The organism is Pseudomonas ovata (assembly GCF_003131185.1).
GTDB classification, from domain to species: domain Bacteria; phylum Pseudomonadota; class Gammaproteobacteria; order Pseudomonadales; family Pseudomonadaceae; genus Aquipseudomonas; species Aquipseudomonas ovata.
Genome location: NZ_QFFU01000005.1, coordinates 276083 through 298028, shown reverse-complemented (window position 1 = coordinate 298028; position 21946 = coordinate 276083). Strand labels below are relative to the sequence as shown.

General features: G+C 62.4%; 22 protein-coding genes and 1 pseudogene. 9 read left to right on the top strand and 14 right to left on the bottom strand.

Features of this window, described 5'->3' with window-relative positions; translation table 11 throughout:
* Window positions 1–51: 51 nt before the first annotated feature.
* From DGA31_RS30685 to DGA31_RS09985, 5 genes and pseudogenes are all read left to right on the top strand, one after another.
* Window positions 52–819 (top strand): annotated as a pseudogene (locus DGA31_RS30685) (MCP four helix bundle domain-containing protein); the annotation flags it as partial.
* Window positions 811–1674 (top strand): methyl-accepting chemotaxis protein, encoded by an 864-nt coding sequence (locus tag DGA31_RS30680; RefSeq protein ID WP_421957959.1) that lies wholly within the window; start codon window positions 811–813, stop codon window positions 1672–1674. The pseudogene DGA31_RS30685 and the gene DGA31_RS30680, both read left to right, overlap by 9 nt.
* 259 nt (window positions 1675–1933) lie before the next feature.
* Window positions 1934–2338, top strand: coding sequence for a TraR/DksA family transcriptional regulator (locus tag DGA31_RS09995; RefSeq protein ID WP_056840196.1), 405 nt, complete (start codon window positions 1934–1936; stop codon window positions 2336–2338).
* Window positions 2339–3093: 755 nt separating this feature from the next.
* Window positions 3094–4710, top strand: coding sequence for a methyl-accepting chemotaxis protein (locus tag DGA31_RS09990; protein ID WP_109512415.1), 1617 nt, complete (start codon window positions 3094–3096; stop codon window positions 4708–4710).
* A 275-nt stretch (window positions 4711–4985) separates the two neighbouring features.
* Window positions 4986–6467 (top strand): T6SS phospholipase effector Tle1-like catalytic domain-containing protein, encoded by a 1482-nt coding sequence (locus tag DGA31_RS09985; RefSeq protein WP_109512414.1) that lies wholly within the window; start codon window positions 4986–4988, stop codon window positions 6465–6467.
* Between the two features lie 57 nt (window positions 6468–6524).
* On the opposite strand, the gene DGA31_RS09980 is transcribed toward DGA31_RS09985, so the two are convergent.
* Complete coding sequence (locus DGA31_RS09980; protein ID WP_056840130.1) at window positions 6525–6779, bottom strand: DUF2789 domain-containing protein; 255 nt, start codon at window positions 6777–6779, stop codon at window positions 6525–6527.
* A 274-nt stretch (window positions 6780–7053) separates the two neighbouring features.
* Here DGA31_RS09980 and DGA31_RS09975 point away from each other — a divergent pair, with 274 nt between their 5' ends.
* Window positions 7054–7521 carry a hypothetical protein gene (locus DGA31_RS09975; RefSeq protein ID WP_109512413.1) on the top strand — a complete coding sequence of 156 codons (468 nt, stop codon included), beginning with the start codon at window positions 7054–7056 and terminating at the stop codon, window positions 7519–7521.
* A gap of 15 nt (window positions 7522–7536) precedes the next feature.
* Here DGA31_RS09975 and DGA31_RS09970 read toward each other — a convergent pair whose 3' ends face one another.
* The 7 genes from DGA31_RS09970 to DGA31_RS09940 all read right to left on the bottom strand — a co-directional run bounded on the left by DGA31_RS09970 (window position 7537) and on the right by DGA31_RS09940 (window position 14678).
* Window positions 7537–7905: a Na+/H+ antiporter subunit G gene (locus DGA31_RS09970; protein WP_056840128.1), complete on the bottom strand. Its 369-nt coding sequence runs from the start codon at window positions 7903–7905 to the stop codon at window positions 7537–7539.
* Window positions 7902–8180: a K+/H+ antiporter subunit F gene (locus DGA31_RS09965; protein ID WP_056840127.1), complete on the bottom strand. Its 279-nt coding sequence runs from the start codon at window positions 8178–8180 to the stop codon at window positions 7902–7904. The genes DGA31_RS09970 and DGA31_RS09965 overlap by 4 nt, the downstream gene beginning before the upstream one ends.
* On the bottom strand, window positions 8177–8671 hold the full coding sequence (locus tag DGA31_RS09960) for a Na+/H+ antiporter subunit E (protein WP_056840126.1): 495 nt from the start codon (window positions 8669–8671) through the stop codon (window positions 8177–8179). The genes DGA31_RS09965 and DGA31_RS09960 overlap by 4 nt, the downstream gene beginning before the upstream one ends.
* A complete protein-coding gene (locus DGA31_RS09955; RefSeq protein ID WP_056840125.1) occupies window positions 8668–10347 on the bottom strand; it encodes a monovalent cation/H+ antiporter subunit D in 1680 nt (559 codons plus the stop codon). Before DGA31_RS09955 ends, DGA31_RS09960 begins: the two co-directional genes overlap by 4 nt.
* On the bottom strand, window positions 10344–10688 hold the full coding sequence (locus DGA31_RS09950) for a Na+/H+ antiporter subunit C (protein ID WP_056840124.1): 345 nt from the start codon (window positions 10686–10688) through the stop codon (window positions 10344–10346). Before DGA31_RS09950 ends, DGA31_RS09955 begins: the two co-directional genes overlap by 4 nt.
* Window positions 10689–13670, bottom strand: coding sequence for a monovalent cation/H+ antiporter subunit A (locus tag DGA31_RS09945; RefSeq protein WP_109512412.1), 2982 nt, complete (start codon window positions 13668–13670; stop codon window positions 10689–10691).
* 351 nt (window positions 13671–14021) lie between these two features.
* Window positions 14022–14678, bottom strand: coding sequence for a glutathione S-transferase (locus DGA31_RS09940; RefSeq protein ID WP_122802290.1), 657 nt, complete (start codon window positions 14676–14678; stop codon window positions 14022–14024).
* Window positions 14679–14870: 192 nt separating this feature from the next.
* Here DGA31_RS09940 and DGA31_RS09935 point away from each other — a divergent pair, with 192 nt between their 5' ends.
* Window positions 14871–15434 carry a TetR/AcrR family transcriptional regulator gene (locus DGA31_RS09935; RefSeq protein WP_109512439.1) on the top strand — a complete coding sequence of 188 codons (564 nt, stop codon included), beginning with the start codon at window positions 14871–14873 and terminating at the stop codon, window positions 15432–15434.
* Window positions 15435–15468: 34 nt separating this feature from the next.
* On the opposite strand, the gene DGA31_RS09930 is transcribed toward DGA31_RS09935, so the two are convergent.
* The 3 genes from DGA31_RS09930 to DGA31_RS09925 all read right to left on the bottom strand — a co-directional run bounded on the left by DGA31_RS09930 (window position 15469) and on the right by DGA31_RS09925 (window position 17948).
* A complete protein-coding gene (locus tag DGA31_RS09930) occupies window positions 15469–16413 on the bottom strand; it encodes a hypothetical protein (protein ID WP_152035009.1) in 945 nt (314 codons plus the stop codon).
* A 131-nt stretch (window positions 16414–16544) separates the two neighbouring features.
* Window positions 16545–16874 (bottom strand): hypothetical protein, encoded by a 330-nt coding sequence (locus tag DGA31_RS29565; protein ID WP_152035008.1) that lies wholly within the window; start codon window positions 16872–16874, stop codon window positions 16545–16547.
* Between the two features lie 135 nt (window positions 16875–17009).
* Window positions 17010–17948 (bottom strand): DMT family transporter, encoded by a 939-nt coding sequence (locus DGA31_RS09925; RefSeq protein ID WP_109512438.1) that lies wholly within the window; start codon window positions 17946–17948, stop codon window positions 17010–17012.
* Window positions 17949–18051: 103 nt separating this feature from the next.
* Here DGA31_RS09925 and DGA31_RS09920 point away from each other — a divergent pair, with 103 nt between their 5' ends.
* A complete protein-coding gene (locus DGA31_RS09920; protein ID WP_109512409.1) occupies window positions 18052–18621 on the top strand; it encodes a helix-turn-helix domain-containing protein in 570 nt (189 codons plus the stop codon).
* Between the two features lie 21 nt (window positions 18622–18642).
* On the opposite strand, the gene soxR is transcribed toward DGA31_RS09920, so the two are convergent.
* Entirely contained in the window at window positions 18643–19104 is a 462-nt protein-coding gene (soxR, locus tag DGA31_RS09915; protein WP_056840118.1) for a redox-sensitive transcriptional activator SoxR, read from the bottom strand.
* A 96-nt stretch (window positions 19105–19200) separates the two neighbouring features.
* On the opposite strand from soxR, the gene DGA31_RS09910 reads away from it, so the two are divergent.
* Window positions 19201–19518, top strand: coding sequence for an antibiotic biosynthesis monooxygenase (locus tag DGA31_RS09910; protein WP_161959172.1), 318 nt, complete (start codon window positions 19201–19203; stop codon window positions 19516–19518).
* Window positions 19519–19524: 6 nt separating this feature from the next.
* Here DGA31_RS09910 and DGA31_RS09905 read toward each other — a convergent pair whose 3' ends face one another.
* Both DGA31_RS09905 and ssuD read right to left on the bottom strand, forming a co-directional pair.
* Window positions 19525–20622, bottom strand: a complete 1098-nt coding sequence (locus DGA31_RS09905; protein ID WP_109512407.1) for a sigma-54 interaction domain-containing protein — start codon at window positions 20620–20622, stop codon at window positions 19525–19527.
* A complete protein-coding gene (ssuD, locus tag DGA31_RS09900) occupies window positions 20622–21764 on the bottom strand; it encodes an FMNH2-dependent alkanesulfonate monooxygenase (RefSeq protein ID WP_109512406.1) in 1143 nt (380 codons plus the stop codon). Before ssuD ends, DGA31_RS09905 begins: the two co-directional genes overlap by 1 nt.
* Window positions 21765–21946 lie beyond the last annotated feature (182 nt).

Genomic DNA, 21946 nt, shown 5'->3' with positions numbered 1-21946 from the left:
GCAGCTCCCGATACAGAAGCATCCTCCCTCTGTGCTTCACAAGGATCTGCCATGCGCCTCAATCACATGAACATCGCCACCCGGGCGTGCCTGAGTTTCGGGCTTATCGCCGCCCTGGTCGTGTTTCTCGGCCTGTTTGGCATGTACAACGCCTCGAACATTCGCGGTGCGCTGGTGCAGACCGAAGAGGTTACGCTGGCCGGCAGCCGTTCCCTGGCACAGATTCGCGATAACCAGTTGGGCATCCGGGTCATCACCCTGCGCATGATGCTCAACCGCGAGCCGGCGGTGCTGACCCCGACCCTGGCACGGCTGGAGGTACTGATAGGGCAACTGGACACCTCGATGCAGAGTTACCAGAAGGTGGTCACGCCCCAGGCCCAGTCGGCCTTCAACGAGATGCTGACGACCCTGGCCACTTACCGGCGCCTGCTGGACGAGTACCGCAACCTGTCCAACCAGAACCGCCTCGACGAGATGCGCGGCTTGCTCAATGGTGGCATCCAGGACGCGTCGAACAAGACCGGCGAGCTGTTTTCCGAACTGCTGCGCATCAATATCGAGCAAAGCGCAGCGTCCACGGCCCAGGCTACCGAGCGTTATGACAGCACGCGGCTGTGGTCGATCCTGGTGCTGGTCCTGGCCCTTGTGCTGACCTGCGTATTGGCCTGGGGCCTGATCCGCAGCATCGTCAGGCCGCTGCGCGAAGCCATCGAGCTTGCGCGTGCGGTGGCGGATGGTGACCTGACTCACCGCTTGCAGGCACAGGGCACCGATGAGCCGGCGCAACTGATCGAGGCCCTGGCGCGCATGCAGGACAACCTGCGCGAAGCCTTGGGCCTGATCAACCAGACCGCCGTGCAACTGGGCCAGTCGAGCAACGACGTTGGCCAGATTACCCAGCGCAGCCTGAAAGAGACGGCCCAGCAGCATGACGAGATCGAACAGGCCGCCACGGCGGTCAACGAGATGACCGCGGCGGTGGAGGAGGTGGCCAGCAATGCGGTGTCCACCTCGCAGGTGTCCGATGACTCCCAGCGCATTGCCGAACGTGGCAACCGGCAGGTGCAGCACACCCTGGCGACCATCCGTACCCTGGGGCAGGGCATGCAGCAGGCCTCGACCAATATCGGAGAGCTGGCCGAAGAATCGCAGAAGATCGGCAAGGTGCTGGATGTGATCCGCGCCATTGCCGAACAGACCAACCTGCTGGCGCTCAACGCCGCCATTGAAGCGGCCCGGGCCGGCGACGCCGGACGCGGTTTTGCGGTGGTCGCCGATGAAGTGCGGGCGCTGGCCGGACGCACCCAGACCTCGACGCTGGAAATCGAGCAGATGGTTTCCACCATCCAGAATGGCACCCAACTGGCCGTGCAGGCCATGCAGGGCGGTACCCGCCAGGTCGACGACACCCTGCAAAGCGCACAGGCCACCGGGCAGGCGCTGGAAGAGATCAACCAGTCCATCGTGTCTATTCACGAGCGCAACCTGGTGATCGCCAGCGCTGCCGAAGAGCAGGCCCAGGTGGCGCGGGAAATCGACCGTAACCTGGTCAATATTCGCGACCTGTCGGTGCGTACTTCGGAGGCGTCCACTGAGACCGGTCGTTCGGTCAATGCCTTGCGTGGCACGGTCAGCGCCTTGCAGGAGATGCTGGGACGCTTTCATTTATAGAACAGGACCGGGAACCGGATCGCATCGATCCGGTCAGAGGCCTGCGTTCTGATGGGGAAAGACCCTCGGTTTTTGGGGGTTTTCCCGCAATTGTTCGACATTAGGCGCCCCAGTGGGTTGCCGAGTCTGCAAGGCGGCCTTAGACTGCCGCCCCTCGTGAACGGAGTGCGCCGCAGCGCCCTGCAGCCCTGAGGCTGACAAAGCCTGCCCGCGACACTCTCCTGACCGGCTAAATGCACGTTTTTTATTAGAGAACTCAATGACAAAGGAACAGTTGCTGGCCATGCCGGCCGATGACTACATGAACGCCGAGCAGCAAGCTTTCTTCGTCAAGCTGTTGCAGTCCATGAAGGTCGAGATCCACGAGCGTATCGAGAAGAGCCGTATTGCCATCGAGAGCCTGGACACCCCGGCCGACCCAGCCGATGCCGCATCTGTCGAGGAGGAGCGCCACTGGCTGGTGAACTCCATCGAGCGCGACCAGCGCATGCTGCCGCAACTGGAAATGGCCCTGACGCGCATCACTGAAGACACGTTTGGCTGGTGCGATGACAGCGGCGAGCCGATCGGCCTCAAGCGCCTGCTGATTAGCCCCACTACCCGTTACTGCATCGAAGCCCAGGAACGCCACGAGCAGATCGACCGGCACCAGCGTCAGGTCTGATTACAGCCGCAGCCGCAGCCGCAGCCGCAGCCGTAGCCGTAGCTGGCGGCTGGGTTGTCTGGGCTGGCTGGGTTGGTCTGTGAGAGGGGTTCCGGCCCTCTTCGGGCCGGGTTACTTTGTCTTGGCAAAGTAACCAAACCGTTTGCTCCTGGCTGGGCCCCTGCGGGGTTCCCTCCTTCCGGCGCCACTCCATCGCGCCGCGCCGATGGGCCGTCCCTGGCCCAGCAGCGCTGGCTCGGCATCCATGCCTCGCTCCCCGATTCCGCGACACCTCCACTCGGCCTGCGCCCAAGTCGCGATCTGTGTCGTCTGTGATATTTGCGTAGAAGATCAACAGCAACAGCAACAGCTTTTGCTCTGCTTTTCATGCGCGAGGGTGCAGGCGACGCAGAACGCGACTTGTGCAGGCCGAGTAGAGGCGTTGCGCAGGGGGGAAAGGGCCAGGACGGCCCGTTAGCCGCTTGGGCCAGGGACGGCCCATAAGCGGCGACCCCCGGAGCAATGCCGGAGGGAGGGGACCCCGAAGGGGCCGGAACCAGGAGTAAACGGTTTGCTTGCTTTGCCAAGACAAAGTAAGCCGGCCCGAAGAGGGTCGGAACCTCTCCCAAAGACAAACCACCGCCCGCAAGAACAACACGATCCCGATTACCCAATTACCCAAGCCCCGAGCCTACGGCCAATGGCTGATAGCAAATAGCTGTTGGCTGGCGTTAAATACCCGTTGATAACAAAAATATCAGCAGGGATCAGGGATCATGACCGACAGCGTATCGTCTGCAGGGAAGCCGGCCATGGCCGGCGCGCAGGCTCCAGCGACACCTTCCGTATTTTCGTATGGCCTGCCACTGGGCCAGAGCCTGGCATTTGTTCTGTTACTGGGCGCCATGGCGTTCACCGACTTGGCGCTGTGGCTGACCGTGCCGCTGGCCCTGGCCCTGATCTGGTGGCCGCACCTGCGCAAGCGCCAGATGCCGTCAGGCCCGGTCGACACCGCACCCGGCGACATCAACGGGCTGACCCGCGACTTGTCCTTCACCACCAGCCACAACGCCTTGTCAGCGGCCAGCGTGGCCTTTTCCGTGCGCCAGTTGTCGGCCAGGGTCCAGTCGCAGCTCAAGGCCGCCGAACAGGTGGTCAGCAACGCCGAAGTGATGATCGCCACCGAGCAGCAGACCGCCCAATTGAGCCAGCAGGCCCTGGCGGCCGCCAGCCAGGCCCGGCACAGCAGCGAAGCCGGACGCAGCGTGCTGGTCGAGTCCATCGAGCGCATGCACCGCCTGAGCAAGAACGCCGTCGACAGCCGCCAAGTGATCGAAGCCTTGAGCTTGCGCAGTGAAGAAATCCAGCGCGTGGCCCAGGTCATCCAGTCGATTGCCAGCCAGACCAACCTGCTGGCGCTCAATGCCGCCATCGAAGCGGCGCGTGCCGGTGAGCACGGGCGCGGATTTGCCGTGGTGGCCGATGAGGTGCGCGGGCTGGCCAAACGCACCGCCACCGCCACCGAAGAGGTCGGGCAGATGGTCAGCGATATCCAGCAGCGCACCGGCCAGGTGGTCGAGCAGATTCGCCTGCTGACCGACGATCTGGACAGCGGCGTGCGTCAGGTCGAAGGTACCGGCCAGCAGCTCGAACACATTGCCCGTCTGGCGGCCGGGGTCGAGCGCCAGGTTAGCGAGATTGCCCAGGGCGCGCAGATCAATCAGGAGCAACTGGCCAGCCTGTTCGTGGCCGTCGAGCAGATGCGCGGCGACCTGGCGGTCAGCGACCAGCAGACCCGGCACCTGGCCCAGGCGGCGGTGCAGATGGAAGGCCAGGCCGAGACCATCAGTGAACGCCTGGCCGAGGTGGGTCTGGATGACTACCACCAGCGCATCTATGACCTGGCGCGCGAAGGGGCCCGGCAGATCGGCTTGCGCTTCGAGGCTGACATCGAGCAGGGCCGGGTCAGCCTCGATGATCTGTTCGACCGCCACTACCAGCCGATCGCCAATACCGTGCCGCCGCGCTTTCATACCCGTTTCGATCGTTACACCGATCAGGTCCTGCCCGGGATCCAGGAGCCGCTGCTCACGCGTCATGAAGGCCTGGTCTTTGCCATTGCGTGCACCCAGCACGGGTATGTGCCGACCCATAACGCGGCGTTCAACCAGCCGCTGACGGGCGATCCGGTGGCAGACACCGCCCATAACCGCAGCAAGCGCAAGTTCGATGATCGCACCGGTATTCGTTGTGGCAGTCATCAGCAATCGGTGCTGCTGCAAACCTATACCCGCGACACGGGCGAGTTGATGCACGACCTGTCGGTGCCGGTCATGGTCAAGGGGCGGCATTGGGGTGGTTTGCGCCTGGGCTATCGACCCGAGCGTGTGTAAGGCACGGCGGGTCGTGAAGTCGTGGACTACAGGCCTTGTCGACAAGAAGGGCCTGAAAGTTCGCGTGAGTGGTTATAAGTGATTGATTAACGGACGTTCCAGAGAGGGCCAGGCTTTAAACAAAGATTTATATAATGTTTCTTTTTGTGTGGGAAATTTCCGAAATATTCATCCTCTATTGACTGCCGTCTTCAACTGAGCAAGCTGTTTATAAAGCGCCTTTAAAAACGCTTATCAATAGTTTGGCATCAGCGGTATCTAAGGATGGATATAGGATGAATAAGCAAGTCTATGGCAGTGGGGCCATCGCGCCCCTTCAGGCCCTGCAAAGGCGGGTCACCGTACGGGTCGGCCTGTTTTTCGACGGCACCGGCAATAACCGGGTCAACACCCGGATCGGCGCGGCGTGCCGCGCGGGCATGGCCCGGGGCAAGGTTGAACACAGCCGCGCGTGCGCCGGGCGCCATGCGCGTCCCGACAGCAGTTACAGCAATGAATTAAGTAATATCGCCTGGTTGTTCGAGTTGTACCGCGACCAGAAAACCGCCTGCCAGCACAATGGCGGATGGCAGGTGAGTGTGCCGCTGTATATCAGCGGCGTGGGCACGCACTCCGGTGGCCGTGACTCATTGTGGCCGGGCCTGAGTTTCGGGCGTGGGCATACCGGCGTGCTGGCCAAGGTGGAGCGGGCCCTGGTCAAGCTTGAAGCGGCCCTCAAGGCATTTGCCCTGGACAATCCCGACTGTGTCATCGAAGCACTGGAACTGGATGTGTTCGGCTTCAGCCGGGGCGCCGCGTCTGCCAGGCACCTGGTCAATGAGGTGCTCAAGCAGGCCAAGGGCGATCTGCAGACGCTGCTGGCCAACCGGGAGCTGTCCTGGAGCACGGACTTTGCCTGGGAGCGGGGCAGTGTCCGGGTCAAGGTTGTCGGCCTGTTCGACACCGTGGCGGCCATCGGTGGCTGGCGCGACCTGGGAAATGTGCGTGATGCCAACAACCGTCGGGTCAATCTTTACCTGCCGCCTGATTGCGCCGAGCACGTGCTGCATCTGGTGGCGCGTGACGAGTCGCGGCGCAACTTTGCGCTCAACAGCGTCGCGCCGGTCTGGCCGCGTGAAATCGTGCTGCCGGGCGCGCATTCGGACATTGGCGGCGGCTATCCGGCACACATGCTCGAAGAGGTATTGATTACCCGGCCGCGCACCAGTGTGATCGGTCGCGACGTGGCATTCGAAGACTGCACCGCCTGGCAGCAAGCCACTGATGAGCTGCACGCCATGGATCGCGATGAGTGGATCGATCCGCTGGATTGCGGCGCCTGGCTGGGCGTGGAGGGTTCGCAGGTGTCGCGTTCGGGCTGCGGCACCGGGTTTGGCAGTCGTCTGGTGATGGCGGCGGTGTGTTTGCGGCGTCCTGTGTGGGGGGACCTGGCGCGCGTGCACTTGCGCATCATGCATGCGCTGGCCTGTGACGAAGGGGTGCCGCTGGAGCCGCTGGAGAATATCGAGGCGTTGGCGCTGGTGCCGCCGCTACAGGACATCGCCCAGCGCCTGCTCGGTCAGGCCCGTGGCGACACTCAGGGACTGACACCCGGACAGGAACGCCTGTTGCGCTGGCACTATATCCATCACTCGGCGCACTGGAGTCCGATCATCGGCACGTTGGGAAGCCTGGGCAAAGGACTGTTCGTGCATGCGCCACAACCAGGCGGCAGGACGGTGCATCCCAATGTGGCGCTGCCAGGTTATCCGCATTGATGGCTTGGCACTGCAGGACACCAGCCGGCCCCTGATGCAGGGGCCGGCTGGTGTTCATCAACCCTGCTGCACAGTCGCCGGTTGCGCGTGCAGGCGCAGGTTCAGTTCATCGACGATGGGCGCCCATTCGGCGTCCATGCGCAACTCTTCCTTGAGAAAGGCGGCTTGTTGCGGGGTCCAGAACTCAGCGTCGATCAGTTTGACGTCATCGGGCAGCCTGTGGGCGGTTATAAAGTTTTCGATGCTGGCTTCATCTGCATCAAGGCCTAATTGCTCGAACAGCTTTTCCAGGCTTGGGTTTACCGGTTCCATGTGATCTCCTCGCGTGACGTGATGGCTGTTCACTATCGGAGCACAGACCTGCGCGGGAGTTCGATCAATATGGCAGACGGACGCCGGGTAGCCAAATGCTATGAACTGCCTGCAGGCTCGGGATGTCATTGTTTGAGAGAGTCGGTAGAATCGCCGCCGGCCTCGCGCCGTAATCAGGAGTTTCAGCCGTCGCGCATCAGGAGTGAGCATAATTATCGTTGGCCGTTGGACAGGCTCCAGTCGGTCTATTTTCATTTGGTGAGGGGTTTGTACTTTGGCTGTAAGTAACCTGGATACGCACGCTTTATTCGTGCTCGGTGATCTTCGTGCAAAGTTGGTGAAGCTGTTTCAATCGCGCTTTGTCTATGTCGCTGAGCAATCGCCCGATGGCGTCTACATGGCCGAGATCGACACCGAAAGCAACCTGGTGGTCGATGACAAGCCGCGCCTTGAACTCAAGGTCGGTGATCATTTTCGCGCCGCCGTGTTGCCCAGCCGTGAAGGGGGCAAATTCGAGCTGCGTTTTCGTGACATCAAGAAGACGGTCTACGGCCTGGGCGAGTACGCGTTCGTCGAAGTGCCTGAGGGCCACGGCATCGTGTTCAAGGAAGGCCAGGGTGTAGTGCTGGTGTTTGCCGCCCATGAGCAGATCCAGACCGGCCTGTCCAAGGTGCTCAAGGCTGCCGTGGGCAAGGCCGCCAAGTGGCGCAAGGGTGAACTGACCTTTCGCGCCAGCGAGTGACCGTGCCTGCGCCGTTCAGGGCCTGTGCTCCGGACGGTCGCCACTGACCTCCGGCGGTACGGCGTCACCGGCCATGCGCTGGCGAAACAGGCTGGTGCGTGCCAGCAGCAAGGTGGTGACCGGTACGGTGATCGCCAGCAGGATGGGAATCAGCCAGGCGTGTACCACCGGCCCCGATTTGAGCGCTGAAAAGTACAGGATCGAGGCCAGTGCCACGCACCAGGCGCCCAGGGTCGTGGCCAGGGCCGTGGGGTGCATGCGCTGAAAGAAATCCTTCATGCGCAACAGGCCCAGGGCGCCGGTCAGGGTGAACAGGCTGCTGGTCAGCAGCAGGGCGGCGGTGAGTATTTCCACCCACAGCGGTAGCTCTTGCAGGTTGATCATTCGATCACCTCTCCGCGCAACAGGAATTTGGCCAGGGCAAACGAGCCGACGAAACCGAACAGGGCAATCAGCAACGCCGCCTCGAAATAGGTGTCGCTGGCATAGCGTATGCCCAGTACCAGCATCATCAGCATGGCGGTGATGTACAGGTAATCCAGCGCCAGCACCCGGTCCTGGGCCGACGGGCCCTTGAACAGGCGCACCAGGGTCAGCACCATCGCCAGGGCGAAAATGCACAGGCTGGCCAGAATGGCATTTTCCAGCAAGGCACTCATTGGAAGATCTCCATCAAGGGGCGCTCATACGTGGCTTTGAAGTGCGCGATGAATTTTTCTTCGTCGGCGTCTTCAAGATCGAATACATGCATCAGCAGGATGCTGCGGTCCAGGGCCAGTTCCGACCAGACCGTGCCCGGGATGACCGTGCAGACCATGGCCAGCGCCGCGAGACCCTGGGCATCACGCATGTCCAGCGGCACGCTGACGAAAGCCGAGTGTGGGGGCCGGCGCTTGAAGGTCCATACAGTACGGGCCACTTGCAGGTTGGAGTGCAGCACTTCCAGGCCGACCCGCAGAACGAAGCGAATCAGCGTACCAGGCTTGCTGATGCGCACCGGCATGGGCCGCAACGAGGCGAACATCAGCGGTGCCAGAAAGCCCAGCAGGGCACCCAGCAGCAGGTGACCGGCACTGAGCGAGACGTTCAGCACCAGCCACAAGGCCCACAGGGCCAGTGAAAGAAACGGGGCGGGGAACAGTCGTTTCATGGTTGTACCTGCGACGTCTGGACCAGCGGGCCGGGTACCGGGCGGGTGGCCATTACCGATTGCACATACTGCAGCGGCTCATGCAGGGCGGCCGCCGTGTCCTGGGTATAACGCAGCAGCGCCTCGGCCTTGAAGGTCAGGGCCACGCAAATGCCCAGCAGGATGACGATGGGCAGGTACTCGCTGTGGCGCAGCAAGGGCGGGGCTATCTCGTAAGGGGTCCAGAAACGCTGCACGCCCAGCCTGACGAACGACATCAGCGAGGCCAGCCCCGAGAAAATCAGCAGGCTGATCAGCAGCCAGGCCTGGACCGACAGCGGTTCGTCCTGCGCCACGTTCAGGCCCAGCGGGTTGAGCAGGGCGCTGAGCAGGGTCAGCTTGCCGATAAAGCCTGACAACGGCGGCATGCCAATGATCAGCAGCGCGCACGCCACAAAGCACAAGCCCAGGAACGCCATGGTCATGGGAATCACCTGGCCGACCACGATGTTCTCTTCTTCGTCCAGGTTGCTGCCCCGTGGCGGGTGCAGGGACTCCAGGTTATGCGGCAACTGGTCGACTTCCTCCTCGTCGCTGAACTGATTGGCCGAACGTGAGCGCTCGATCAGTTCGCCCAGCAGGAACAGGGCGCTCAGCGCCAGGGTCGAGCTGACCATGTAGAACAGCGCGCCGCTGGTCAGGCTCGGCTGGCCGAAGCCGATGGCCGACAGCAGGATGCCGGCCGACACCAGAATGCTCAGGCTGGCCATGCGCTCCAGGCGCTGGGCGGCGATGATCGCGACAGCCGCCGTGACGATGGTCACCATGCCGCCGTAGACCAGCCAGTCGCCGCCAAAGTACGCCGAGTCGTCGGCGTGACCGGAAAACAGCAGGGTCCACAGGCGCAACACGGTGTAGATGCCGACCTTGGTCATGATCGCGAACATCGCGGCCACCGGCGCACTGGCCGCCGAATAGGCCGGCACCAGCCAGAAGTTCAGCGGCCACATGCCGGCCTTGGCCAGAAACGCCGTGGCCAGAATCGCCGCACCGGCATGCAGCAGGCCACGGTCGGCTTCGGCCACTTGGGGAATCTTGACCGCCAGGTCGGCCATGTTCAGGGTGCCGGTCACGCCATAGATCAGGGCTGCACCGATCAGGAACAGCGACGAGGCCAGCAGGTTGATTGCCACATAATGCAGCCCCGCCGAGACCCGTGCCCGTCCCGAGCCATGCAGCAGCAAGCCGTAGGACGCCGCCAGCAGTACCTCGAAGAACACGAACAGGTTGAACAGGTCGGCGGTCAGGAAGGCGCCATACAGGCCCATCAGTTGCATCTGGAACAGGGCGTGGAAGCTGGCGCCGGCCTTGTCCCAGCGGGCCAGGGCAAACAGCAGCGCACACACGGCGATGATGCCGGTCAGCACCAGCATCAGGGCCGACAGGTGATCGACCACCAGCACGATGCCAAAGGGCGCTTCCCAATTGCCCGGCATGTACACGCCGATCGAGCCCATGGTGCCGGTCTGCTGCACCGACATCAGCAGCCGGATCGAGACGCCCAGGCCGATCAGGGTCGAGAGCAGGTTGATACGGGCCTTGAGTGGCCGGTGTTTTTCGCCCAGCCAGAGCATCAGCCCGGCGGTCAACAGAGGCAGCAGGATCGGGATGACGATCAGTTGATTCAACGCACTCATGCCTTGGGCTCCCGACCGTCGACATGGTCAGTGCCGGTCAGGCCCCGCGAAGCCAGCAGCACCACCAGAAACAGCGCGGTCATGGCAAAGCTGATGACAATGGCGGTCAGCACCAGGGCCTGTGGCAGCGGATCGGTGTAGTGGAGCAGGTCCTGCGGCACGCCGTCCTTGATGATCGGCTCCTTGCCGATGAACAGGCTGCCCATGCTGAAGATGAACAGGTTGACGCCGTAAGACAGCAGGCACAGCCCCATGATCACCTGAAAGGTCCGCGGGCGCAGGATCAGCCAGACCCCGGAGGCGGCCAGCACACCGATGGCAACCGCAATCACTTCTTCCATTTACAGGGCTCCTTTTGCTGAGAGGGCGGGCGCCGAAGCGGGTATGGAGGGATTGGGCGTCGACGGGGCGGGATCAGGACTGGCTACCGGCTTGGGCAGCAGGGTTGGGCGATGGCTGCGCACCGACTGGTGGGCCAGGGCGGTGAGGATCAGCAGCGTCGAGCCCACCACCACGGCGTACACGCCGATGTCGAAGAACAGCGCACTGGCCACATGGATCTCGCCCAGGACCGGCAGGTCGAGGTGCGCGGTGTGGGTGGTCATGAACGGATAACCCAGCGCCATCGCGCCCAGGCCGGTGAGCACCGAGCACAAAAGGCCAGCGCCGATCCAGCGTTGCGGGCGCAGGCTCATGTGCGCCTCGACCCACTGGGTGCCGGCGACCATGTATTGCAGGATGAACGCCACCGACATCACCAGGCCCGCGACAAAACCACCGCCTGGCTGGTTATGGCCGCGCATGAACAAGTACATCGACACCATGAACGCCACTGGCAACAGCAGGCGTACCAGCGCGGCCGGCACCATCATGAAGCCCAGCGCAGTGTCGCTGGCGCTGCGCGGGTTGACCAGGTCGGTGACCACGTCGCGGGCCAGCAGGCGCTGCTGGGACGGCAGCGGGATGCTTTCCTTGGGCGGGCGGAAGCGGCGCAGCAGGGCGAACACGGTCAGCGCCACGATGCCCAGTACGGTGATTTCGCCAAAGGTGTCGAAGCCGCGGAAGTCCACCAGCATCACATTGACCACGTTGGTGCCGCCGCCCTCGGGCAAGGCCCGGCTCAGGTAGAAGGACGAGATCATGTTGGGGGTCTGGCGGGTCAGCATGGCATACGACAGCACGGCCATGCCGGCACCGACCAGGATCGACAGGCTCAGGTCGCGTATGCGTCGGCCGCGGGCGCGCAGGCGGGTGCTGACCGGTGGCGGCACATCCTCGCTGCGTCGCGGCAGCCAGCGCAGGCCCAGCAGGATCAGCACTGTGGTGACCACCTCGACCACCAGTTGGGTCAGTGCCAGGTCGGGAGCGGAGAACCAGACGAAAGTGATGCAGGTCATCAGGCCGCAGACGCTGACCATGATCAGGGCGGCCAGGCGATGGTATTTGCCTTGCCAGGCCGCGCCCAGTGCGCAGGCAATGGCGATCAGCCAGAGCGTGACGAACACCCCGGAGCCGGGAATCTTCGGCCGGTCGCCCCAGCTCAGGCCGCTGGAATACAGCGGCATGAAGCCCAGGGCCAGCGCCGCCAGCACCAGCAGGAACAGTTGCCGCTGCAGGCGACGGGTGCTCACCTGGCGCTCGAAGCGCCGTGCCCAGTGCATCACCATGACCAGGATGCGCTCGAAATAGCGTTTGCCATTGAGGCGGCCGATCAGCGGCGGCTGGCTGAAACGGTCGTGGCGGAACGATTTGCGCAGCAGCAGGTACAGGATGATGCCGCCGGCCATGGCCACCAGGCTCATGATCATCGGGGTGTTCAGGCCATGCCAGATGGCCAGGCTGTACTCGGGCAGCTCGCCGCCCACCACTGGTTGCGCCGCCGCCGCCAGCAGCGGGGCCACCGACTGGGCCGGGAAAATGCCGACTATCAGGCAGGTCAGCACCAGGAACTCGACCGGCAGGCGCATCCAGCGTGGCGGCTCGTGCGGGGTGATTGGCAGGTCCTTGGCCATCGGGCCGAAGAACACGTCCACCGTGAAACGCAGCGAATAGGCCACGCTGAAGGCGCCGGCAATGGTCGCCACCACCGGCAGCGCCAGCTCGACCCACAGGGTGGAACTGATGAACACGGTTTCGGCGAAGAACATTTCTTTGGACAGGAAGCCGTTCATCAACGGCACGCCCGCCATCGAGGCGCTGGCGACCATGGCCAGCGTCGCGGTGTACGGCATCATTCTGAACAGCCCGCTGAGCCGGCGAATGTCCCGGGTACCGCTTTCGTGGTCGATGATGCCGGCGGCCATGAACAGCGAGGCCTTGAAGGTGGCATGGTTGAGGATGTGAAACACCGCCGCCACCGCCGCCAGCGGGCTGTTCAGACCCAGTAGCAGGGTGATCAGGCCCAGGTGGCTGATGGTCGAATAGGCCAGCAGGCCCTTGAGGTCGTTCTGGAAAATCGCTGCATACGCTCCCAGCAACAGGGTGCAGGCGCCGGCCCCGCTGACGATCCAGAACCATTGCTCGGTGCCCGACAGCGCCGGCCACAGGCGGGCCAGCAGAAATACCCCGGCCTTGACCATGGTCGCCGAGTGCAGGTAGGCCGAGACGGGTGTGGGGGCTGCCATGGCGTGGGGCAGCCAGAAATGGAAGGGAAATTGCGCGCTCTTGCTCAGTGCACCGATCAGGATCAGGGTCAGCAGCACCGGGTACAAGGCATGGGCGCGAATCGCATCGCCTGCTTCCAGCACCCGGTCCAGGTCATAGCTGCCGACCACATGGCCGAGGATCAGCATGCCCGCCAGCAAGGCCAGCCCCCCCGCGCCGGTCACCAGCAAGGCCATGTAGGCGCCACGCCGGGCGTCGCTGCGGTGGTGCCAGTAGCCGATCAGCAAGAATGAAAAGAGGCTGGTCAGTTCCCAGAAGAACACGATCTGGATGATGTTGCCGGACAGCACCAGCCCCAGCATGGCGCCCATGAACGCCAGGAAAAAGGCAAAGAAACGTGGCACCGGATCGTCGGGCGACATGTAGTAGCGCGCATACAATGACACCAGCGCCCCGATGCCCAGCACCAGCATGGAGAACAGCCAGGCAAAGCCGTCCATGCGCAGCACAAAATTCAGGCCCAGGCTGGGCAGCCAGAAGTACTCCTCGCGTATCACGCCGCCATCGACAATCTGTGGATACCACAACGCGACCTGAAGAGCGCCGGTCAGGGCCACCAGACCGGCCAGGAAGGACTCGGCGTTACGGGCATTGTGCGGCAGAAAAGCCGCGATACAGCTGCCGATGAAAGGCAGAAGCAGGAGAACTATCAGGGACATAGGCTTCTTATCTGCGAAGAAATGTTAAGCATCATACGTGCCAGAGCGTGCATGGCCAAACGCGCACCTGTCGAATTTTCCTACAAAACATGTCGGCAAAATCGGTTCCAGTCTTAAATCGACGAACGGGTCGATCCGTGATGAAGGCTACAAAGCAGGCATAGGGCTATCAGCTACGACCCCCAGGAAGCCCTGAAGGTGCCGGGCCATAGCCGGAAATATCGGCAAGCGACCTGCGCGTTCGTGCAGCCTGTCAAAGCGCTGTTGTACCGCGCAGGCATTACAGTCGGGCATGTGCCCGATAGCCAAGGTGCTCAAAGGGGATCTGCCATTGAGCACGGCAGTTGTTTATCAACGTTTCGCAGCACCCTGTTCAACCATGGCGCGCCAGGTCTGAACGCTGGGTCGCGCCTGCATCCTGGTGTGCCATGCGCGCAGCGAGACACATTCCTCTGGCACAGGCAGTTTCACCAGCGAGGCGAAGATCATGCCGCCGAGCACGGCGATGTCAGCCATCGAGAATGTATTTCCGGCCACGAAGGGCTGATGCTGCAAAAGCGTGTCGAAATAGCGCATGCCCCGGATGGCCTTCTCACCCATCCTGGCGCCCCACTCGGCATTCTGGTACAGCTCGACCTTGGGGCCCAGACCCGCCGTGGCGTGATGGAAGTAGGTGCTGACCGCATCGAGGAATTCAATCTCGGCGCGCTTGGTCATCATGTGGATCAGGCCTTGTTCCAGGGCGGTTCTGCCCGTCAGTGTCGGATCACCGTCCAGGTTATCCAGATACTGGGTGATCGCAGTGCATTCAGCGATCAGCACCCCACCCTCAAGCTCGAGCACCGGAAGGGTTCCCGAGTAATTGATGGCCAGAAACTCTGGCGTCTTGTGCTCGCCGGTCCAGAGATTGACCGGTACGAATTCAACCTTCGACAGCAGCCCTTTTTCGGCAAGTGCAATACGCACCCGGGCCGGATAGGGGCCATCGAACCAGTCATGAATCTTCATTGGAGAGATCATCGAAGCGTCTGTAGGGGGCTGTGAAAAAGTCATGTCAAATTACCTGCCTGTCAGTTGGTAGGTAAAGAGTGTGCTCGTTTTTTGAGTGTGTCAACCCCTACCTGTCAGTTGGCAGGTTTGCATGGGCGGCGTAGAATCCGCCTATCGATGCGTCAGCAAAATCCAGGCGAGGGTTACAGCGTGAGCGAAAATGCTCGAGAAGCGATTCTGGCGGCGGCTAAATCAGCGGCCCAGTTGCACGGTTACAGCGGCATCAATTTCCGCAGCATCGCCGAAGAAGTCGGTATCAAGAACGCAAGCATCTACTACCACTTTCCCAGCAAGGCCGATCTGGGGGCGGCGGTTGCACAGCGCTACTGGCAGGACACACTGGGAATGCTCGAAGACATACGTGCCGCTCATCCCGATCCGCATCGGTGCCTGCAGCTGTACCCGTCGATCTTTCTCAAGTCATTGAGGGACGGCAACCGGCTTTGCCTGTCCAGCTTCATGGCTGCCGAACATGAAGACTTGCCTGACAAGGTCTCGAAAGAGGTCAAGGCGTTTGTGGAGGTCAACGTCAAGTGGCTGGCTGCGGTATTGATGGAGGCAGGCTGCAGTGACGCGCGCGACAGTGAACATCGAGCCCTTGCCATCTACACCGCCGTTGCCGGTGCGCAACTGGTCGCACGGACCTGTGCCGACACTCAGGTGTTTGATCAACTGATGCTGACCTACCGCAAAGCAGGCCTGATCCCGGGCTGATGGTACGCAGCCCATGCCGGTTCAGGCGTTGCCCTCATTTATGGACAGGGCCTGACAGGTCTTTGAGCAGCGTGGCACTGCTCAAAGGAGTTGAACCGGTTGCAGGCGCAGCAGCTTTCACAAATTGATGCCCGGCAGTGGCCGTGTCCTGCCGCAAGGCTGTGAATCTGGCACCCCGGCCACCGGGCAGGCGCTCGTTCAGGTCCGGCGAGGCGCCGGCCAGCATGGAAAACAGCGTGGTCAGGCGCGGCTGTTGGGCGCGCCACTGGCGAATCATGTCGAAGGTGGAAGGTTTGGCAGGACGCTTGCCGGCCAGGCGTATCGCCTCATTACGGCGGGTGATCAGGTCCTGCTCATAGGTCTCGGGGAACTGGGCCTTTTCGATCAGGGGTTGGGATTTGTAATGGTCCAGTACCTGGTCGTAGATCTTGAGGCGATGCCCGGTACGGTTGTACTCCTCGGTGGCCTCGGCAATGACCTTGAGTCCCCAGGCTTCGTGCTGGTCATAGGCTTCTGTGCGGGCTGCACGTCGTTCGTTAAGCGTGAACGTTCCACTGTCGTCATAGGCAATGGCGGTGAGTAACTCCGGGCGAAGACCTTTGAACGGATTGGGCCCCGTGCCATTTTCAAAGTCCGTGGCTTTTCTGGCCCGGGCCAGTAGGTCCGGATCTTCTGTGTCTGGCCGCTGCGCATTATCTTTTCCGCTGGACTTTATATAATCGGCCGGCCAGAGTTCATTCATGGCGGCTGTAAATCTTTGTCGCAAACCCTCGCGGCTCAAGGTGTTTTCACGTTGCTCTGCGCGTTGCAAGGCTTCACTCAATTGGCGGGAGGCCGGTGAAATGTGATTGGCCTCACCCAGAGAGGTGAGTATTGAGGAGGGCATTTTATTGGCGGTGTGGGTCTTTTCCTGTTGTGCAGCGTTAAGGGCCAAACACTTAGCAGGCAGCAACGAGTCGGAAATCTTCATGTCGATCATGAGTGCTCCATCTAACGAATGTTGTCTGGAAAAATGTTCTCAGGTTTTATTGTGAACAGGCAGTTATAGGCCACTCGACAGAACGTCGGCAGAGAACGCCTGGTCATTCAGGTATAAGGAAACTCGCTCACTTATAGGCTCAAACGGCAGTCTGGCTGTATTGGCCTGAAGTTGTTTCTCGCCGTTGCAAAGTGTTGCGGGCTGATTGGATAGTGGTATGAGTTGAAGCGCTTGGTTATCAGGCTTTTTTGATTGAGGTTGTAGGATTTTTCTTTGAATTCAATTAATGAATAAAGATTCCGATAGGTTGGCGTTGGCGCGTTTTTCACTGACACAGCGCCAAGGCGGAACGCTGTCGCGCAGCACACCTGGGGCCGGGTAGGAGCGCGCTTGCCGGAATGCCGGACCACCGCGACCGAGTGCGCAGCGCTCGCAAAATCTCGGAAACGCTGAAAGTTCATGATCGATACTTTTGCGAAACGCCACAAATTTACGACTGCTAACGCAGCCGGTCGCGGGCAAGCGCGCTCCTACAGTGGTTGTTTTGACGAAAGCCACCCTTTGTCGCGCAGCAAACATGGGGTCCAGTAGCGCACTCAATCGCGGTGGTCCGGCATTCCGGCAGAGTCCCCTCCGACAACGGGCTGTTCATCGTCCTGCTCTGCCGGGCGCTTGCGCAGTTCGCTGACGATCACGCCCAGCACGATCAGGGCGCCGCCCAGCAGCGCCAAGCCTGGCAGGCGCTCGCCGGCCAGGCGGCCGACAATGCCGGCCCACACCGGCTCGCCGGCGTAGATGACCGTGGCGCGGGTCGGCGAGACGCTTTTCTGTGCCCAGTTCATTGCCACCTGGATCACCGCGCTCATGGCGCCCAGGCCCAGGGCGGTGCCCAGCAGCAGCCAGGAAAAATCGGGCAGGCGCTCGCCGGTGGGCACCACCATCAGGAAGGCCAGCAGCGAGGCGGTGGCCAGTTGCACCACGGTGACCCGGCGCACGTCGACCTGGCCTGCGTAGGCGCTGATCATGATGATTTCGGCTGCAATGGCCACGGCGCTGATGATGGTGGCGATTTCGCCAGGGCTGAAGTTCAGCGCAGCGCCTTCAGGGCCTGACAGCAGCATCAGCCCGGTGAAGGCCAGGGCAATACCCAGACTCGGCATCAGGCCGGGGCGGCGACCCAGTATCAGCCATTGCAGCAACGGCACGAACGGTACGTACAGCGCGGTGATGAACGCCGACTGACTGCTGGGGATGGTTTGCAGGCCCACGGTCTGCAACCCGTAGCCGAGCATGATCGCTACCCCGATGAACACCCCGGCACGCAGCTCCAGCGCCGTCAGGCCGCGCATGACGTTCATCGAGCACAGCGCCACGATCGCCGCGGCGGCGGCAAAGCGCAGGCCGACGAAAAACATCGGCCCGCTGACGGTCATGGCGTGCTGCACCAGCAGGAACGTGCCGCCCCAGAGCATGGTGATAAAGATCAGGACAGCTTCTGCCTGGCTGACGCGCGGCAGGCGGCGAGGAAGTTTCATGGCGGTACCGGACAGGAAGGCTTGCAGGAGCAGGAAAGAGCGACTCACACTGTGTCGCAAAGTTGGGCAGTATAATGCGCAATGGCCTTGAGTGAGCACCCTTATGCACAAAGAAAATTCCCCGCGCCCGCCTGTGTTGCAACACGTCAGCCACAACGTGCGTCGCCTGCGCAATGCCGCCGGTATCAGTCAGAGCGCCTTGGCCGACAAGTCCGGGGTCAGCCGGCGCATGCTGGTGGCCATTGAGGCCGGCGAGAACAATGTCAGCCTGGCGACCCTGGACCGGGTGGCCGAAGCCCTGGAAGTGGCCTTCAGCGACCTGATCCAGGCCCCGGAGCTGCGCGATCACAGCCGCATCAATGAACTGGCCTGGGCCGGCACCCGGCCGGGCAGCAAGGCAGTGCTGTTGTCCAAGGCCACGGCCCGGCGTGAAGTGGAGCTGTGGGAGTTCACGCTGGAGCCGGGCGACCACTACGACGCCGAGCCGGACCCCGACGGCTGGAGCGAACAGGTGTATGTGATCGAAGGCCATTTGCGCCTCACGCTGGGCGGGCGTGAACCGTCACAGCAGGTTGGCCCCGGCGAGTTCTTCATGTTTCCCAGTAACCAGACCCATGTGTTCAGCAACGACGGTACGGTGCTGCTGCGTTTCGTGCGCAATGTGGTGCTGTAACGACCAGGCCCGAGAACGGCTTCAGGACGGGTCAAGCAAGCGTGGCCCTGGTCCCTGGCTGGCCAGTGTGTCACCCCAGTTGCGCAGTGGGCAGGCCTGCATCGACAGGCAGCCGCAACCGATGCAGCCGGTCAACTGGTCACGCAGGTCGGTCAGGCGCTGGATGCGCTCGTCCAGTTCGGTTTTCCAGCGCATCGACAGGTTTTCCCAGTCTTCAGCTGTCGGGGTACGGCCCTGGGGCAGGGCCTCAAGGGCTGCGTGAATCGTGGCCAGTGGAATGCCCAGTCGTTGGGCCACCTTGATCAAGGCCACCCGGCGCAGCATTTCCCGGGCGTAGCGACGCTGGTTACCGGCGTTGCGCTGGCTGCTGATCAGGCCTTTGCTCTCATAGAAATGCAGCGCCGTGACCGCCACGCCACTGCGTGCGGCCAGTTGTCCGACGCTTAGCAAGGGGTGAGGGCTGCCAGTCGATGGCTTGTTCATGGAGTTATTTCGCGCTTGACCTCAAGTTAACTGGAGGTTTTACCCTGCGCAGCCATGACCTGCAACTATCCGGAGCCATGACCCATGGAGATGCCCATGCCTGCCTACAGCCAATCTGTCGAATTCAGCGTCGACCCACGCCAGCAAGCGGCTCTGGTAACCGCATTGACCTGGGTGGATGAGCAGTTCACCTCGACGTGCCCCGGCTTCATGGGTGCCCGCGTGCAGGCCAGCGAAGACGGGCAGCGGGTATTGCATCAGGTGCTGTGGCAGTCGCGTGAGTCGTGCGAGGCAGCACTGCGCAACCTCGAGGCCGGCGTGCCGGATGTGCAAGCGCTGATCCGCCAGCATCGTGTACAGGCGGCGCGCTTTTCCAGTTATCAGGTGGCCAGCCAGACCACGCCCCGGACGTGAGTGGCTTCAGACCGACAGATTGAGCACCCTGCCGCCTTGCAGGTTCTCGCCGGCGCGGCGCTTGTTGACGCTCAGCTCACCGATGCGGATCAGGTGGCTGCGCGTCACATGACGGGTCAGGCCCAGCAGGTTGGCGGTGTGCACCTGGTTGCGATGGCAGAAGTGATAAGCGGCACGTACCAGCGCATCCTCGACTTTCTCGTGCAGGGCGCCGGCCTGTTGCTCGAACAGTTTGCCGAAGGCCTGGGCCAGCAGGTCATCGGCGGATTGCCCGGCCGATGGCCCGCCAGGCGCCGGCGTTTCCTGACGCTCGATGCGCAAGCCCGACAGGCGCAGGTCCGCCGCCTCGATCAGGTCATTGCGGCACAGCAACAGGGTATGGTGAATGACGTTTTCCAGCTCGCGGATATTGCCCGGCCAGTCATAGGTCTTGAGCCGCTGTTCGGCGTCGGCGCTGATGCGCACCGGGGCAAAGCCCAGGCGCTGGCGGTAGATGTCGATGAAGTGGCGGGTCAGCGGCAGAATGTCACCGGGCCGCTCACGCAGCGGGCTCAGCGGCAGCGTCACGACATTGAGCCGGTAGAACAGGTCTTCGCGAAAGTGTCCGGCGTTGATGGCCTTTTCCAGCTGCACGTTGGTTGCGGCCAGCACCCGCACATTGATGGGCTGGCTCTTGCGCGAGCCAAGGCGCACCACCTCACGCTCCTGCAGCACGCGCAGCAGCTTGACCTGCAAGGCCATCGGCATGTCACCGATTTCATCCAGAAACAGCGTGCCGCCATTGGCCGCCTCGAACCAGCCGGCCTTGGCGCAATGAGCCCCGGTAAAGGCGCCTTTCTCATGGCCGAACAGCTCGGCCTCGAACAAGGATTCGGAAAAGGCCCCGCAGTTGACCGCCACGAAGGGCGCGGCCCGGCGCGCGCTCAAGTCATGGATCTGCCGGGCGACCAGCTCCTTGCCGGTGCCAGTGTCGCCGATGATCAGCACGCTCGCTTCACTGGGCGCGACCTGGCGGATGTGGCCCAGCAAGGCGCGGGACCTGGGGTCTTCGAACACCTGGGCGACGGTCGGCGCGCTGGCCAGGGCGGTCAGGGGCAAGGCCATCAGCGGTCCTGCCGGGGGGGCAGGTCGTTGGCGATCATTTCGCCAAACGGCCCGGTCAGGTTGGTGATGCCGCGCCCGGCCAGGCTGGCGTAAGGCTCGGGCAGCAGCGGGAACACCAGCTCGGCAAAGCGGTAGGCTTCTTCCAGGTGCGGATAGCCGGAGAAAATGAAGCTCTCGATGCCGAGGTCGGCATATTCCTTGATCCGGTCGGCCACTTCCTGCGGGTTGCCGACCAGTGCAGTACCGGCTCCGCCACGTACCAGGCCGACGCCGGCCCACAGGTTGGGGGCAATTTCCAGGTTGTCGCGGCGCCCGTCATGCAGGGCTGCCATGCGCCGCTGGCCCTCGGAGTCGAAGCGGGCGAAGGATTTCTGCGCCGCGGCGATGGTTTCGTCGCTGATGGCGGCAATCAACGTGTCGGCCGCCTGCCAGGCCTGTTCGCTGGTTTCACGCACGATCACATGCAGGCGAATCCCGAACTTCACGGTACGACCCTTGCGTGCGGCACGCTCACGGACATCGGCGATTTTTGCCGCCACCGCCGCCGGGGGCTCGCCCCAGGTCAGATACACATCCACCTGATCGGCCGCCAGATCATGCGCCGCCTCCGAGGAGCCGCCAAAGTACAACGGCGGGTAGGGCTGTTGCAGGGGCGGGTAGAACGCCTTGGCGTTCTCGACGTGCAAGTGCTTGCCCTTGAAATCCACCGCTTCGCCTTGCATGACCCGGCGCCAGATCTGCAGGAACTCGTCGGTGACTTCATAGCGCTCACTGTGGCTGAGGTGAATGCCGTCGCCACGGTTTTCGTCAGGGTCGCCGCCGGTGACCACGTTGATCAACAGCCGCCCGCCGGACAACCGGTCCAGGGTCGCAGCCATGCGTGCCGAAACTGTGGGCGAAATGATCCCCGGGCGGATCGCGACCAGGTAACGCAGGCGCTGGGTCAGCGGCGTCAGGGCCGAGGCGACGACCCACGAGTCTTCGCACGAGCGCCCGGTGGGAATCAATACCCCGTAATAGCCCAGGTCATCGGCGGCCTGCGCGACTTGCTTGAGGTAGTTGAGGGTGACAGGGCGAGCACCTTTGGTAGTGCCCAACAGATGGCCGTCGCCGTGGGTGGGAAGAAACCAGAACACATTCATGACAGATCCTTTGGCTGTAGGCGGCGCAACACCGGTGCCGCGAAAGGCCTGTCGCGTGGCGGACAGTGGGCAGCGGTGCGTGAGTGACAGCCTTTATAAAGGCTTGCGAATATTCCGTAAAAGAACGTAAATCCATATTTTTAGATCTTAAGTGAATATGGACCGTCATCAGTGTGCCTGTG